Origin of the sequence: Xenorhabdus yunnanensis (genome assembly GCF_028598805.1) — a bacterium.
In the GTDB taxonomy this organism is placed as follows: domain Bacteria; phylum Pseudomonadota; class Gammaproteobacteria; order Enterobacterales; family Enterobacteriaceae; genus Xenorhabdus; species Xenorhabdus yunnanensis.
Window position 1 is genome coordinate 1 of the sequence record NZ_JAQRFI010000063.1, and the last position, 15,334, is coordinate 15,334.

Below are 15,334 nucleotides of genomic sequence, written 5' to 3' on the forward strand. Positions count from 1 at the left end.
GCCTGTAGCGCCTGTTCCCAGATTTTGGCAGGGGATGGCATGTGACACCGCCTTTTATTTAAGGAAGAAGAGCCCCATCATGGCACAATAGGGATTACGGCTGTAGTATTAAGCAGGCCTGAGCCTGTCAGAGTTGTGTTGTTTTTTGGCTGCGGCGTCACTTTCAGCGATAAACCGGCAAAAAGTGACGCCTTAAGTTCCACAAACAGTCAGCAAAAATCGGGCAATCGTTGAAATGCCAGTAAGCATCGCAAAACGTCGCAAGGTTAAGGATCAAACGGTAGCAATGCGTTAATTGTTTGTGTGTAGAAAACCTGTCCGCTGAATATTTCAAACAGAAATAGTTAAGGCATTAAATCAGGTGTGTGAATATTATCCGGCACGTATGGCGTGAAATGCGTTCAGGACGTCACTCAATCTCACTATGCAAAAGTTAAGTGAAGATAGGATCTGATGTTGATATGAAAGAAGTGCATGATTTAACGTTCAATGCACTTGGGGGACAATATAAAAACACCTTTTTGAGGTATTTTTTCGTTTAAAAAACCTTCATCGCCAGACAAGGGGTTTATGTCTGACAATATCTGCTTCCAAAGGTGCGCAGATGTACCGCAATTTTGCTCTCCCTTTCAGGCTACAGGAGTTTTATTTCGCCACCCGAAGGCGATCCTGACAGGCGATAGATCATTTTTGTAGAAAAAGATATTAACGGTTAGGTATAGGAGAGTCAAACCGTTGACTGTTCTTGTCAGCCTTATTTTTGCCTGAATGCTCGTGCCTATTCCGCTGGTTCCCCCATATTTCGCCAAAATCAGGCGAAAACTCCATCTAATGGGTTAATTAATTTTACTGATGAGTGTGTACAATAGATTAACCTGCCGGATAAAAAAATATAACATTACAAAGTACAAATAATGATAAACAACAAGGAATCGCTGTACCTGCAAGAGCGTGCCTACTTGCGAGAGCTGGCACAGTGCATAGCGAAAGAGTCACCGCATCTGGCCGATTTTCTGGTTTCATCCCATGATCCCGAGATTGCGCGTGTTTTTGAGGCTTTTGCTCTGTTGATATCCCATGTACGGGATAAACTGGACGATGAATTTCCCGAAATCACCCACGGTATTCTCTCGCGCATCTGGCCGTTAGCCCTGTGTCCAATCCCGCCCATGACCGTAGTGCAGTTTACGCCTACCGAAGACGGGCATCAGGGCAGCGCCGATATTCCGATTGGCACGTCGGTGTCTGCCAGCCTCAACGGGCAGTGGCTCGACTTTAAAACCTGCCGCCCCCTGCATATTGAACCGTTGATGGTGCAGGAACGTGTTGTCAAGAAAACGGGAACTCACAGCGAAATTATTCTGACGCTGTGTCAGACCGGTCCAGCGTCTTCGATCTGGCAAAGCGGTTCGCTGACCTTTTTCCTCGGTACCGACACGGAGCGCGCTGCCCAGCTTGGTCTGTGGCTGGATCAACATATTTGTGACGTCAGCCTGAACGTACAAGGTAAACAGAGGAAACTCAGTGCGTTCCCTTATGGCTGGCATAGTCTGTTTGATGACCCGTTGCTACCGATGCCCAAGAGTACCTATTCCGGCCTGCAACCGTTGGTGGAATATTATGCGCTGCCTGCACTTTATAACTTCGTCACGTTGGACATCAGCAATGAGCATGCACAAGTGCCGCTGAATGAAGATAGCATGTTTGAACTGATTTTTCGTTTCGAGGGCGAATTGCCGCTGAATGATGTCGACGGGGCGTTTTTGTTGGGCTGCGTGCCTGCCATTCATCTGGAAAACCAAATCAGTCCGTCCATTTTGCTGGAGACCGGGGATCACAGCTATCTATTGCCGTTGGGGGGATCGATGCGGTTGTTCCGGCTGCGGGAGATTCAGGTGGTGCAACAGCCCGATAACGATGAACAACGCGGCACACCTTATCGCTGGCTGCCGATTGAACAGTTCACTCCGGCCGGGCATTTTCTCGATGACGGCCAGCAATCCGATGACTTTTATTACCAGCTTCAGACCACACAGGATTTCCTGGGCAGAACTCAGCACCGGCTGAACTTTTTTGATTTGACCGGCAAACCCGCAAAAAACTTACCCGACATTGCCATCTCGTGCCATTTCATCGGCTACCACGAACAAGCGCTGACACTGGCACAGGGGGCGATCACGGTGACACAGGAAAGTTCACCGTCTCATCTTGGTGCGCAGAATATTATCCCGGTCATGACCGATTACCCGCCGTTGTTACAGGAAAATAGCGGCTGGCCGCTGCTGTCCTGCCTTTCCAGCCCGCCGGTGATGTTATTTGCGACTGACAGCCTGAAACAATTCCTCCGCCTGTTTGACTCGCATACCGATACGAATCGCCCGCTGAGCCGCCAGTTCCGCCAACATATTGACGGTATTGTGCAGGTGGAAGAACGCCTGACCGACCGACTGCGGATGGGGCGACCGGTTCGCGGGTATGTGCTGTCACTGACGCTGAATCCAGATTGTTACCGCACTCCCGGCGAGATGTACCGCTTCTGCCGCTTAATCAATGAAGCAATGGCCTGTTTTATCAGCCAGTCTACCTTTGTCATGCTGGAAATTTTTATCCCGGACAGTAACAAAGTGCTGTGGCAGTTCGGGCATGTCGATGGGTTACGCCCGGATATGTAACTAAGGAACCGATGCAATAAATCAGAAGGAGTAAAAATGAAAAGTGGATTACGTTTTGTCTGCACTATCGCCGGTGTGCCGGAAGACACCTTTGCCGTGGGAGAGTTTTCCCTGCAAGAAGGCTTATCTGAACTGTTCACCCTGAACCTGACGCTGGTCAGAGCCGGTAACGCGAACCCGTTTAAACCGCAGGCGGAAATTGATTTGGCCTCGCTGCTGATGCAGGAAGCGGTATTGCAGGTTTTTAACGGCGAAACTGAGCAGCGCAAAATCACCGGCATCATTTCCCATGCGGACTGGGTGGGCACCGATGGCAACAAGACGCTTTATACCCTGACTGTTCGTCCAGCCCTCTGGCGTCTGACGCTTAATCAGGACAGCCGGATTTATCATCAGCAAAATGTCCCGGCGATGTTAAACAGTCTGCTGAAAAAACACCGGGTGAAAGCCGATTCGAAGCTCTACGATACCCATCAGGACAGGGAATATGTCACCCAGAAACGCGAATCGGATTATGCGTTTTTCAGCCGGTTGGCGGCGGAAGAGGGATGCAGTTTCTGGTTTGAAGATGAAACGGCATTTTTCAGTGACAGCCATCTGGGAATGACGGCGGGTCTGCCATTGCAATACCAGCCCCAGCCGGAAACGGCATACGGCGTCGATACCATTTATCAGGTGCGGCTAGGCGTTGGTATGAGTCCGCAACGCAGTCTGCATAAAGATTACAACCCAGAGAACCCGCGCTATCACCTCTCCCATATGCAAAGCAGCGAAGGCTTCCGTGATTTTGGCAGCCAGACACCGTATACCGTGTTTGAAAGTTACGGACGCTTTCAAAAAGATGCCGCCGCCAAACCCTTTTTAAAATACCGTCAGGAAGCGCTGGATAACCAGAAACAAACCGGCAGCGGCAGTAGTAACTGCATCAAACTGATGCCGGGCAAAATCTTCGAGATAAAAAATCATCCACATAAACCGCTTAATGTTCGCTGGCAGGTGGTCGGTATCAGCCACTACGGACGTTGCCCGCAGGCACTGGGAGACAGTGGCGGTGAAGGCACCACACTCAGCAACACATTCAGTTTCATTTCTGGCCTCGATGATTACCGTCCACCGTTCCACTACAAACCCTTAGCCGAGGGTGATGAAACGGCGAGAGTGGTCGGGCCGGAAGGCGAGGAAATCTTCGTCAATAAAGACGGCGCGATTAAAGTGCATTTTCACTGGAACCGTTATGATGACCCGGATGATGGGGCTTCGTGTTGGGTACGTGTCGCACAGGGCTGGAACGGCAACGGCTATGGCTTTATGGCCATTCCCCGTATCGGGCAGGAAGTGATTATTTCTTATCTGAATGGCGATATTGACCGCCCCATAGTCACCGGCTGCGTTTATAACGGCCTGAATCGCCCGCCACTGGATTTACCGGCGCAAAAGACCCGCACAACCTTTAAAACCAAAACCCACAAGGGCAAAGGTTTTAACGAACTGCGCTTTGAGGATGCGAAAGGCAGCGAAGAAATCTATTTTCACGGCCAGAAAGATTTTACCGCCCATATCGAAAATGATGCTTACTGGCATATCAAGCACGACCAGAAGAGCCGCATAGACAGTAACCGCTACCACGATATCCGCGCCGATGACCATCATCAGGTCGCCGGTTCGCGCAAAATCACCACCGAAGGGGATGTGTCACACCGGATTGCCGGCAGCCAGCATACCCAGACCGGCGATGCCACCGTGATTGACAGCGGGCAGGAAATTTACCTGAAAAGTGGCGGCAAAGTGGTGCTGGAAGCGGCATCTGAAATCACGCTGAAAGTGGGTGGCACATTTCTCAAAGTCACGCCGGGCGGCATTCTGTGTTCACCGATTAATGTCGGGCAGGGTTCAGGGGGCAGCGGGCGCGGGCTGGCATTGCAATTACCGGAAGGTGTAGCACCGTTGCCGATGGTGGAATTCCCGGCTCACCCATACTGCCCGTTACTGGCACAGCAGGATGTCAGTCCGGTGATTAAGCCCGCCAAAAAGGAATAATCATAATGACGGAAGAAATGATGACAGAAACAGCAACAAGCTGGCAGGCATGGCTGAATAAATCCAATGATGCATCGGTATTCTTTATCCTCAATTCGCTGGCGCAACCCAATCCGGTCGATCAGTTTTACCATAACGACTGGGTTGAGCAGGCATTCCCGCTCTACAGCGGTACGCCGATGCACAAGATGCTGAAACAAAGCCCGTGGCTGGTACAGGCGAAAAGCAGCCAACTATACCAGATAGGGGAGATGCTGGAGCGCCACGCACTCAGTGATAACAGTTGGGGCTGGGCATACCGCAGTCATATACCTTGGCAGGAGCAGCTTACCCACTGGCAACACCGGCAACTGGTCATGATGAATGGCGAACAGGTGCTGTTCCGCATTATGGATGCCCGTGTTTTTGGCGCGATGATACCCGCATTCACTCCTGGCGACTGGTCACTGATGCTGTCGCCTGTCACAGAACTGATGATCGACACACCACAGCCGATGCCGTTTTGCCGCCCCGAAACTTGCGGAGAAGGAAACCCTGAAATTCCGTTTACGCTGGGTGAGCATCTGCAAGCGGTCTGGTTGCGCTCCCCTTACGGCCTAAAAGTGTTAACCAGTTCACTTTATGATGATTTATGGGAAAACCACGGCAGCATGGCGAAGCAATGGGATCAGCCAGAAGGCAGTTTGGAACCCCGGATTGAACAATGGTTAAGACAAAAACTCGACGCCGGACAGCGGATTGAAAAAGTGTCCAGTCAGGATTACCTGCTGGCGATGGAACAAGAAAAAGAACAGGAGAAAGATCGATGAATGATGAAAATTCGATTTATTGTCATGATTGTCAGGCCATGTTAAAGAACAAAATAGAAATTCAGCTTGTCGATGAACATAATAAACCCATAGCCAATATGCCCTATACATTAAAAAATAGAAAAACCACGCGCAAAGGAACAACAGACGGAAATGGTATGATCCGGGAAGAACAATTATTGGCTTCTCCTTTACGTTTATTTCTTAGTGGGCAAGAACTTGTCGATGAAATGGAAAAACGCCCATTGAGAGTCAAGCGTAACGGCGAATACAAATATGCACGCTCTAAGGATTCTATGTCCAAAATTTCAACCGTTTTTGCAGAAAGTCAAAAATTAGGCTGTCAATATTATTATGCAATGATTGGAGAATTGGTTGATAAAATGCCTGTTATTAAAGGATGGAAAAAAGGAATCCCTCTCCCTAGTTGCCACTTTCCCAACAATGAACCAGTAGGTCTTGAAGTCATACCTTCCGCTTTCGATACTTATCGCTATGTAATTGAGGTCTGCCCATTCAGGGCATGGTCTTTATTATTGCATCACCAAAAAGATTATTCACTGGTTAACGCCTATAATTTTTCACTGATGAGCATATTAACTTATGGTGATGACAATAAGTATGCTACTGGATCTATCGTGAATGTCTTTAATAACCAGATGCTTGATATTTCAAAACTTCCCTATAAGTTTAATGACCAATCTTTTACCCCGGTTGTTTATGATGTCCCATTCAGTGATCGCTATACTGAGGTCGTCTACATTGACTCAAATAAACAAGATATCCCTCAGGGACATACTCAGCTTTTTTATGTAGCAAATAATAAAGAAGTTATTGTTGGATGGCGCGGCACTGAAATGACGGAAAAAAAGGATATTCTCACAGATGGAACATTCCAGCCGCTAGAATTAGGCTGTACACCTAAAGGTGTATGTAGCGGTTTTAGCGAAAAAGGAAAAGTCCATAAAGGTTTTTGGGAAGCTTTTCATCTTGTCAAAGATATCCAAGTTACTGATATAGAAAAAAGGGAAACAGTATTCGAACATGTTTTGGGATTAGCAAAAGTAAGAAAACTATTCGTCTGCGGTCATAGTTTGGGGGGGCCCTCGCCTTATTACATAGCGCACAACTAAAATCCTATAATCCCTGCCTCTATACCTACGGTATGCCACGTTTATTCACCCAAAGCGCAGTGCAGGAACTCACTGAAATTACTCATTATCGTCATGTTAATGAAGATGATTTTGTTCCATCTGTACCGTTTAACAAGGATATGGATAATATTGCTCTTCAAGCAGATCATAAATTTTTAGGATACGCAATCGAAATATTTGATACGGCTATTGGAACATCATTAAGTATAGCAGGTGCTCTCACTGCAAAAAGTGTTAAGTCACTCAGCCGTGATAACGACCCCTTTTTACACCATGGTAAATTAGTTTATTTTTATGCTCTCCCTGATTCAGAATCAAAACTTTATTTACTTCCGGAGTTAAATGAAAAAACTAGAAAAGAGACTAAAGAATTTATTGAACAACAGACCAAAGTAGATAAATACAGAGAGCAAGAGATACGTTCATTTTTTCAGGGTGATGAAAATCCTACAGATAAGCGTGGAACAGGCCTTCTTGACCATAGTAGCGCCTTATATGCTGAATATATTGATAAGAGATTGCGAGAACTGTGCACTCTTTCACCGGATAAAAAATTGCAAAGGGAGCAGGAAGATTTATCATTTCTTGAAAGTGAACCGCATTCGATTCGCGCAGTATTTCAAAGAAAAAAAATCAGAGAATATTATTTCTTAAGAGAAATAGATAATCAATTGGCCACTACGTTGGAAGTAACCCGAAAAGATGAAAGAGGCCTTATAGCCTTACAACATTATTCTAAATAAAGATAGGAATCATAGCGAGTATGATAAAGTTGATACCATTTATATTATTACCACTCACTTTGTGCCTAACAGGGTGTGACTTTTTATCTAATGCTATTTCGGATTCTTGGCAAACTTATAAAGATAATTCTGAACCATTTTCACCTCCTGAAAACAATCAATGGATCACAGTTGAAGGTGTTATTCCTCCGAATACTACTCCCATTTTGAAGAGAAGATATATCTCAAATAAATGTTTATCTACTCACAATACTGCTGGAGGAGCGATTTATCATACTCCTAGGCACCAAGGGGATGACGTTAATATTTCAGTAAATTCCACAACTGGTTATTTTAAGGAAAAAATACCTCTTCAAGGAGGGGGCTGGTGCCAATGGCACATCAATACTATTGTATTCGTTATTATGTATACTGATGTTAATCATTTAATAAAAGATGCTGTGCCCTACACTGGAACAGGTATAACGGTTTATATCAATGACTCAGAAAAGCCTAAGGAAATGAAAAAATTCACAAATTATATTAATTATAAACCAATTATTTATCCTTTTCTGCGAAAGGATTATGATATGCCTAATCAAATAGGATTATATGGAGAATCAGGTGGAACAACTTCGTTCGGGTTAAGTTTGATTCCTGGAAGTGAATGGAAAATCACCTATATGCCCACTTTGGATGAAACTAAAATGCCCAAGATAATTGTTTCAGAAAATCCTCCGGGAATATATCCTAGAGGAAATGCAAGAGTTGAATACCCAGATGGAAAAATAGATTTAAACAGAGACTCTATTGATTATTGGAAAATAAATAATATATCCCAATGGGAATAGTTATAAATATCTATTAAATCATTTCAACATCAGAAGCTAACATGATTTATTTATAGTTTCTGATGTTGGGTTTGATACAGGGCGCGAGCACATTATTTTAATCGTCTTTTGAAGATAATTGTTTTAAAAAAACGAAGTTTTATAGTATTTATATCGAGTAAAATATAGCCACAAAAGCAATCCATTAAACTTTCTTGCATTTACATTTTAAGGATAAATACTAATCAAAATATGCTCACTCCCTGGGGGTTAATATCAATTACTGAACCCAGATTTTTTTAGAAATAGGATTAAATATGGTAAACAAAGCCGTTATTTTATTAAACGACACAACCGATCACGGTGGTAAAGTAATTACTACTGTGGGTGGTTATACTTACAAAGGTATTCCCGTTGCCGGAGAAACGGATTTAGTCGAATGTCCTAAATGCGAGGGAGTTTTTCCTATTGTCGAAGGCAGTGAGAATTTAAAGAATAATGGGAAAGCTATTGCAGTAGAGGGAATGCACACAGAGTGTGGTGCTAAACTGATTTCCAGTCAGAAAGAGTTTCTCGCTTAATAGAACCACACTGACGCGCTGCGCTTGTCATCTCCGAGTTACCGGGCTAATACATTAACCCGGTAACTCGGAGAGCTGAAAAAACATAACAATTACTAACAATTACCTTTATATTACTACATAAATTTTCACGGGATAACGGGGTAAATGACATATTTATTATATATTTCACTGAGTTACTCTATCCCAAGTTATCCCAGCATATCCCATCACTAATTTAAATCATTTAAAATTCAATAGATTATCACCTGCCAGAGAAAAACATTTTTTGGGATAACTTCCATTGCCACGATATCACTTTATTTGTAATCATATAATATTACGGGATAGCGCGGGATAATACGGGATAAATAAAATATCTATAACTAGCTGATATATATTAAAATAAATCTCTATTATCCCAATGTTTTTTCTCCTGCGTGTGTTAATCCTCATCCCTGAAAATCAACACCACAAACCGCCCCTGAGTTCCATTTATTGAGATGGTTTTGCTGATAAAACGGTCTTTCTCCGCTTTAACCAACATTCCGGCCTCTTCTAAGGCTTCAAAGCCGGATTTCTTCTGTAATCCCTGCAATATCTCTGCTTCAAATACACTGGGGATAATGTGATATTCCGCCTGTCCATCATGACGGCGGTTATGCACCAGATATCCGGCAAGATCGCTAATTCTCATGGCGTGTGAGGTATCAATATCACCGTTTGGCCTGCCGTAGGTATAAGGCTGGAAGCGTGACAGCCCGTATTTCTGGATAAAGTCACGAGTTCGCTCTATTACTTGATATTTTTCCCGATTTCCGATACCAAAATCGGCTAACCAGTCATCGAAACTTTGTTTTATCGCGGCGTGACTCGCTTCTTTACTCCAGCCAGTGATATGGGTTGCCAGCTCTCCAACGGCATCCAGTAACGCGAAACGAACGGCAACGCGCTTGACTTGGGCTGAGGCTTCTTCTGGCAGGCCATCAAGCCATTCTTTTTCTTTACGAGCGGTCATTTCGATTGCCAGATCCTGATTCTCAGACAACCACCGAATCCATTCCCGACCCGCTGCGCCACAATAGCGTTTGGATTCACGTTTGATGGCTCTTGCGTGGGAATCGCCGTCTTCATAGCCATTGAAACATTCCGTATCAATAAAGGGCACACTGAGCAGCCTGACAAGCTGCCCAGCTTTTGGGATGATCCCGCCTTTTATCAGAAACGTTTCTAAATCTTCTTCGCCCGTTGAAAGGGCAGCAATCTTCCAGTGGATCACTGCACGGTTTCCGCCTTCCCGTTTTCCCTGAATTTTACCGACACCGTTAAACAGGCTGTAGGCACTGTTAGCGACTTCTTTCGGGTTCGAGCTTTGCCCGATTTCGTCAATGGGCATGAAACCATCATTACGGGCCGCGGCTTCGTTGTTTAAACCGTGGTTAGTACCATGCCATGATAATTTCAGTTCTTCAGGATCACCGTATAAGCTGCTGGCCGCCTCAACGGTAGTGGTTTTCCCTGCGGAGGATTGGGCGAATAAATGAACACCAAAGCAACTACCGCCTGTCAGTGAGTTAAGTGGTGCAGACAATCCCACCAGTACGCCCAGCATCATTGAGCGGTTGCCTTGCAGCAATGACGCAACGTGTGTTTTCCACTGTTCGGCGCTTCCCCTGACCACATAACCGGCAATGGCAGATGTGCCGCCACTGAACGCGACAGGCATATAGGGCTGACCGATAATCTCACCGTCCGGCATAACATATGCTCCGCAGTGCCAGCCTGCCTTTTGTGTCACAACCCATTCACGGCGATCGCCGCTGCGTTGCAGATGTTCAGCTAAAACAGGCAACAAACTGTTTTTTACGGTGATGTTCATTCCTCGTGAACGTAATCTAGCCCAACCAACGGGCATCCCGATTTCACGGCGTGGAAGCGCCTCAATAATATATTTTCCTGTGCCTTCTTGTCGTAGCTTGATAATAAGATAACCTTCGCTGCCATCATTGCCAATGCCAACGATTTCCATGTAATCGCTCAGCCATTTTTCAACTTCGACGATTTCGCCACCTTGTTCTTTCGGTTCAGCCCAGTAAATCCCGTTCTTGCGGATATCGATATGAGGTTTTAGCAGATCGTATTCTTTCTCCCGGTATTCATCTGAATGAGTGGTCACAGATTTTGACACGGCTACGCTCCCTGCCGCCTGATATAACCCATTGCTGAATGCCTGCTTTGCTGATTCGATACCGTGACACTGGCGATAATCGTCCCAATCAGCTTTATGTTCTGTAGGTGGTAACGTAACCCAACCATTCACTGCAAGAGCCGCTTTTTCTGCTGAAATCTTGCCGATGTTTACCTTTGGTTTGCCGTTTTTATCCAGTTCGTCGGGATGATGCCAATCGTTATCTGCTGCAATAATGATTTTCGTGTCTGACCAACGTTCGCGAACGGCTTTTGCGACAGAGAGCAAATTGCCTGCATCCAGCGCCGTCAGAACAGTGCCTTTATAGAGTTGGTTAACTGTGAGTGCTGTGGCGTAACCTTCGGTAATAATAACCGTGTCAGGGTGTTCGTTCAGCTCTGATAGCGCGATAAACGCGCCTTGCTTCTGGCTGCCGGGAAAGAGTTTTTTCTCGCCATTCGGTTTGATGATCTGTGCACCTGTTACTTTTTTGTCCAATGTTGCGAGTCGCAACACTGCCGAATTATCGGACAGCAGCCGCTGATTCGGGCAATGCAGCCCCTTTGCAGTCAAATAGGGAGACTGCCCGGCAACAGTCTGCGCCATCAGTGCCGCGACTTTTTCGGCAATCGGTTGTACTGGATAAGTGATTTCTTTGGCGGGCTTAAGTTCTGGTAAAGGCAAAGCCAGCGCATTCGCAACAACTTTCGCTGCTTCAAAAATCGAAATTCCTTTGGTTTTTGCCACTAAATCCAGTCCATCACCATAATTCGGGGTATCACATTGGCGACAGTGCCAGTTGCCATGATGGTGATCGTCGATAAAGTGAAAACGGTCGGTACCTCCGCAGACAGGGCAAGCACCATGTTTACCCTTTGCAGGAATATCGATGCCGCAGGCAGGCAGCAGATTTTCCCAATGATACATGGCGGATTTTTTCACGGTCTGGATCAGGTCGAGTGGTTTTTGGCTGCCTGATCTATCCAACGATGTAAATTTAGGGCGAGTTTGGTTATGCTGTGTATCAGCCATTATCGTTACTCCAATTAACGGTTATTGGTCAGACGCCCTGTATGTGTTGCGAGCACTACGAGGCGTTGTTTTATTTGGTTACTAAAATTAAAATGGTCATTACCATGTAATTTAAAATATATTTGGGTAATTACCATGTCAACACAAAAAGAAAAACGATCTCCGCAATACCAAATGAGATTGACGGAAGAATTCAGACAACAACTTGAAGAACAAGCAAAAACCGATGGTGATGCTTCTCTTGCTACATGGATCAAGCGCATACTCCGTAAAGAACTCCAATCACGCGGCATTGAACCCAAAGGTTGAACCAACCGACGATTAATCAGGAGGATAGCTCCCATCTTGCTATCCTTTTTTTGTATAACTAATGATCGCAAAATTTGTACATCTCTTAATGAAGAGGGTACACGCATCATGAACTGATGCACCCGCATTCAGTCAGCACACTATCAGGCACGAGACTCAGCAATCCGCTGATCGACCCAGCCATCGATTTCTGATTCAACAAATGCAACCGAGCGAGGGCCGATTTTGACTTGTTTCGGGAATTTTTCTTCTTTAATCAGCCTGTAGATCCATGCCTTGCTATAGCCTGTTCTGCGCTGAACTTCTGGCAGGCGAATAAGACTTTCTTTAGATGTTGTAATCGTTGGCATGTATACCCCCTGTTATCGAGTCATTGAAATGCCTTGGTAGACGTTATTTGATAACAAAGGATTATTTAAAAATTCTGTTTAATTGAAAGCGTAAACTCTTTATGCAATTTGTGAAATTAAATGTGCCTGTTGACTGTATAAAAAACGGACTTGTGTGCCTCGGGCACACAAGATTAAAAAACAACCAACGCTCAAATTTGAGTTAATTAATTTAACTACATGAAAAATAAAGAAAATATATTATTATAGTGATATGGGAATTTGGGTTGATCATACGCTATACGAAAAACAAACTTTGTTGCCCGGGGCAACAAAGTTTATAAAATCGCCATTTGAATAAAGAACAAACAAAAAAAGGTAAGATAAATTGTTGGCAAGATCAGAATATGAAATTTATATCTGTTTATGAACTGCATGAAAAATAGTCTTTGCTGGCACTGCCAGCAAAGGATAAAAAATCACCATATGATGATTGTTATACTATGTGGGTTTAATTGTTACTACCTGACAGTCGGTTAATCCAAAATTGAGGTGTGCGCGTTAACTACAGGCTACAGAGTATGCTACCTTTATAGATTATGTGCATTTTGTTTGATTCAGGAGTTGGCTATAATTCAACTCCATTTTTTCTATAAAATCCTCTGCAATTGTAGGAAAACCGTAAACGAAACACTCTTTTTCTTGAACTTTAAATAACTTATAGAGATAGCTTTTTTTCTGATACGAAACATGCACAGAAGTGAATGGTCTACTTAGTACAATTTCTCTGTTTAACTCTTTGGCATTAATAATATTGTATTGATCTCCCGTAATATCAATTACAACGTCACCGATTTCTAGCCAATAGTGAGTTATTTCATTATTTTTTCCAGTAGCAGCCCTAACACCTTTCAGCTCAAGTTCTAACCATAATTTCAGGAAATGATAGGAAAGAAGCATTGAAGAATGTGTACAACTCATAACCGGAAAGCACTCTAGTACAAGTTCGGTTTTTGATTTATCACAATTTTCAAGCAAGTTACGAAACTTAAATGCTTCTTCTTTTATTTCATTAATTGTTATCACAAAGTTTGATCCCTTGGCAGTACATAATGTGTATTAACATTATATTAATACAACTATCTGTTGTATAAAAACCAGCCTTTGTTGGCACTGCCAACAAAGCCCAAAAAATCATCATTCACTCAGTTCGTTTCGGATATGACTTAGTATTACTTCCGTCGTTTCTTAGCAAAATCATAAGGCGTGATATGTTTTTCCCGGTTGGCATCCAAATAATCCGCCCACCATTGCACCATCAGCCGCCGTTCGTCCAAATGTTTAGATGTGTGAATATAGGCAGCTCTGACGTTTTTCCTTTCCACATGGCTTAACTGGCGTTCGATGGCATCATCGTTCCATAATCCTGATTCACCCATTGCACCGCGAGCCATTGTTCTGAATCCATGCCCGCAAACCTCTGTTTTGGTATCGTAGCCCATGCCCCGCAAGGCATTATTGACGGTGCTTTCGCTCATGACTTTTTGTGGATCGTGATCGTTAGGGAACATGACTTCACAATCACCGCTCAGCTCGCGTAATGATTTGAACAGAGTGACAGCCTGACGACTCAAAGGCACAATATGCTCAGTTTTCATTTTCATACCCCGTTCGGAGAATTTAACGCCTTCAATGGCTTTTCTGGTGGCGGGAATCTTCCAGACTGCATTTTCAAGATCGAATTCTTCCCAACGGGCAAATCTCAGTTCACTGGAACGGACAAAGGTTAATAGTGTTAGCTCTACTGCAATGCGAGTGATCAAACGTCCATGATAGCGAGAAAGGCGAGTTAAAAATTCGGGTAAACGTTCATGGGGCAAGGCGGGGTGATGTTTGGCTTTGACGGTGGACAGCGCGCCAGCCATATCATTAGCCGGGTTGGATTCAAGAATGTCATTCTGGACAGCATAACGCATAATGGAAGTGACACGTTGCTGTAATCGCTGGGCAATGTCGTGTTTGCCCTCGGTATCAACGGTTTTGATCGGAGCTAAAAGCTGGCTTGTCCGCAAAGTGGAAATATCTAGCCTGCCAATATGAGGGAAAATATAATGCTCAAGGCTGCGTATGATACGGTTGCCGTGATCTTCACTCCAACGTTTATTGCTGGCGTGCCAGTCACGGGCGACTTTTTCAAAGGTATGTTTTCCTTTTACCCCAGCATGTGCGCCTTTTTTCTCAGCTTTGGGATCAATACCCTGAGCAATCAGCTTATTAGCTTCGTCTCGTCTGGCACGAGCATCGGCTAAAGAAACAACTGGATAGACACCAAAAGCCAATCGGTCTTCTTTTTTATCAGTGGGGCGATAGTACTTCATGCGCCAGTACTTAGAGCCGCGAGTAGTGATCTCCAAATAGAGACCGCCACCATCAGCAAGTTTATAGGTTTTTCCTTTGGTTTTGCTGTTTCGATGAGTCGTGCGTTTAGTTTCATTATAAGGGGCACATTTAAAATAGAAGTATAGGTGCCCCTGATTATGCCCCGCCGTGCACGTTGATTGCAATAGACTAGAGTAGACCTAAAATAAGTATCCCCCGGCATAGCCGGGGGTTTTTCATCTGCGCCTATAAGGCTCTCTTACCAGCCGCGCCCTAACAGGCGCATCGCAATCTGACATTTGCATTCTATTGA

9 protein-coding genes and 2 pseudogenes are annotated in these 15,334 nt (G+C 44.6%); 7 read left to right on the forward strand and 4 right to left on the reverse strand.

Going from position 1 to position 15,334, the window contains the following annotated elements; translation table 11 throughout:
- Positions 1-914: 914 nt before the first annotated feature.
- The 6 genes and pseudogenes from PSI23_RS18310 (at position 915) to PSI23_RS18335 (ending at position 8,805) form a co-directional block, all read left to right on the forward strand.
- Complete coding sequence (locus PSI23_RS18310; RefSeq protein WP_273556425.1) at positions 915-2,672, forward strand: type VI secretion system baseplate subunit TssF; 1,758 nt, start codon at positions 915-917, stop codon at positions 2,670-2,672.
- Between the two features lie 36 nt (positions 2,673-2,708).
- Positions 2,709-4,709, forward strand: a complete 2,001-nt coding sequence (locus tag PSI23_RS18315; protein WP_273556426.1) for a type VI secretion system Vgr family protein — start codon at positions 2,709-2,711, stop codon at positions 4,707-4,709.
- 5 nt (positions 4,710-4,714) lie between these two features.
- Positions 4,715-5,518, forward strand: coding sequence for a DUF4123 domain-containing protein (locus PSI23_RS18320; RefSeq protein WP_273556427.1), 804 nt, complete (start codon positions 4,715-4,717; stop codon positions 5,516-5,518).
- Positions 5,519-6,375: 857 nt separating this feature from the next.
- Positions 6,376-7,415 (forward strand): annotated as a pseudogene (locus tag PSI23_RS18325) (lipase family protein).
- A gap of 20 nt (positions 7,416-7,435) precedes the next feature.
- Positions 7,436-8,245: a hypothetical protein gene (locus tag PSI23_RS18330; protein ID WP_273556428.1), complete on the forward strand. Its 810-nt coding sequence runs from the start codon at positions 7,436-7,438 to the stop codon at positions 8,243-8,245.
- Between the two features lie 296 nt (positions 8,246-8,541).
- On the forward strand, positions 8,542-8,805 hold the full coding sequence (locus PSI23_RS18335; RefSeq protein ID WP_273556429.1) for a PAAR domain-containing protein: 264 nt from the start codon (positions 8,542-8,544) through the stop codon (positions 8,803-8,805).
- Positions 8,806-9,229: 424 nt separating this feature from the next.
- On the opposite strand, the gene PSI23_RS18340 is transcribed toward PSI23_RS18335, so the two are convergent.
- Positions 9,230-12,004 carry a DUF927 domain-containing protein gene (locus tag PSI23_RS18340; protein WP_273556430.1) on the reverse strand — a complete coding sequence of 925 codons (2,775 nt, stop codon included), beginning with the start codon at positions 12,002-12,004 and terminating at the stop codon, positions 9,230-9,232.
- 135 nt (positions 12,005-12,139) lie between these two features.
- On the opposite strand from PSI23_RS18340, the gene PSI23_RS18345 reads away from it, so the two are divergent.
- Positions 12,140-12,313, forward strand: a complete 174-nt coding sequence (locus tag PSI23_RS18345; protein WP_167386044.1) for a hypothetical protein — start codon at positions 12,140-12,142, stop codon at positions 12,311-12,313.
- A 143-nt stretch (positions 12,314-12,456) separates the two neighbouring features.
- Here PSI23_RS18345 and PSI23_RS18350 read toward each other — a convergent pair whose 3' ends face one another.
- From PSI23_RS18350 to PSI23_RS18360, 3 genes and pseudogenes are all read right to left on the reverse strand, one after another.
- Positions 12,457-12,663 carry a helix-turn-helix transcriptional regulator gene (locus PSI23_RS18350; RefSeq protein WP_273556431.1) on the reverse strand — a complete coding sequence of 69 codons (207 nt, stop codon included), beginning with the start codon at positions 12,661-12,663 and terminating at the stop codon, positions 12,457-12,459.
- A gap of 576 nt (positions 12,664-13,239) precedes the next feature.
- Positions 13,240-13,728, reverse strand: coding sequence for a hypothetical protein (locus PSI23_RS18355; RefSeq protein WP_273556432.1), 489 nt, complete (start codon positions 13,726-13,728; stop codon positions 13,240-13,242).
- 146 nt (positions 13,729-13,874) lie between these two features.
- A pseudogene (locus PSI23_RS18360) lies at positions 13,875-15,136 on the reverse strand (tyrosine-type recombinase/integrase).
- Between the last annotated feature and the right edge of the window lie 198 nt (positions 15,137-15,334).

Bases quoted from the DNA above. Each gene is read 5' to 3' on its own strand.
- PSI23_RS18310 (WP_273556425.1), top strand. From the start codon at position 915: ATGATAAACAACAAGGAATCGCTGTACCTGCAAGAGCGTGCCTACTTG.
- PSI23_RS18315 (WP_273556426.1), top strand. From the start codon at position 2,709: ATGAAAAGTGGATTACGTTTTGTCTGCACTATCGCCGGTGTGCCGGAA.
- PSI23_RS18320 (WP_273556427.1), top strand. From the start codon at position 4,715: ATGACGGAAGAAATGATGACAGAAACAGCAACAAGCTGGCAGGCATGG.
- PSI23_RS18330 (WP_273556428.1), top strand. From the start codon at position 7,436: ATGATAAAGTTGATACCATTTATATTATTACCACTCACTTTGTGCCTA.
- PSI23_RS18335 (WP_273556429.1), top strand. From the start codon at position 8,542: ATGGTAAACAAAGCCGTTATTTTATTAAACGACACAACCGATCACGGT.
- PSI23_RS18340 (WP_273556430.1), bottom strand. From the start codon at position 12,004: ATGGCTGATACACAGCATAACCAAACTCGCCCTAAATTTACATCGTTG.
- PSI23_RS18345 (WP_167386044.1), top strand. From the start codon at position 12,140: ATGTCAACACAAAAAGAAAAACGATCTCCGCAATACCAAATGAGATTG.
- PSI23_RS18350 (WP_273556431.1), bottom strand. From the start codon at position 12,663: ATGCCAACGATTACAACATCTAAAGAAAGTCTTATTCGCCTGCCAGAA.